General features: G+C 47.7%; 2 tRNA genes. Both read left to right on the plus strand.

Annotated elements, in window-relative coordinates:
• Positions 1-49: 49 nt before the first annotated feature.
• Positions 50-126 (plus strand) — tRNA-Pro (locus tag LF817_RS20065).
• A gap of 18 nt (positions 127-144) precedes the next feature.
• A tRNA-Ala gene (locus tag LF817_RS20070) sits at positions 145-220 on the plus strand.
• Positions 221-354: the final 134 nt, after the last annotated feature.

Consider the following 354-nt stretch of genomic DNA (forward strand, 5'->3'; position numbering starts at 1 on the left):
CGGATCAGAAGGTTAGGGGTTCGACTCCTCTCGGGCGCGCCATTACTTACGGGAAGTAGCTCAGCTTGGTAGAGCACTTGGTTTGGGACCAAGGGGTCGCAGGTTCGAATCCTGTCTTCCCGACCATTTCTTTCAATTAATTTTGGGGCCTTAGCTCAGATGGGAGAGCGCCTGCTTTGCACGCAGGAGGTCAGCGGTTCGATCCCGCTAGGCTCCACCAATATCAATTTGATCTTTGAAAACTGAACGAACCAACCAGTACGTCAAGTCTTCTTTCTATTATATAGAAGGAAGTAAAACAAGCACATTCGGTGTGCAAATGAGCAAGTCAAACTAACTTTTATGGAGAGTTTG

It is taken from the genome of Halobacillus sp. A1, assembly GCF_024189295.1.
Classification (GTDB): Bacteria; Bacillota; Bacilli; order Bacillales; family Halobacillaceae; genus Halobacillus_A.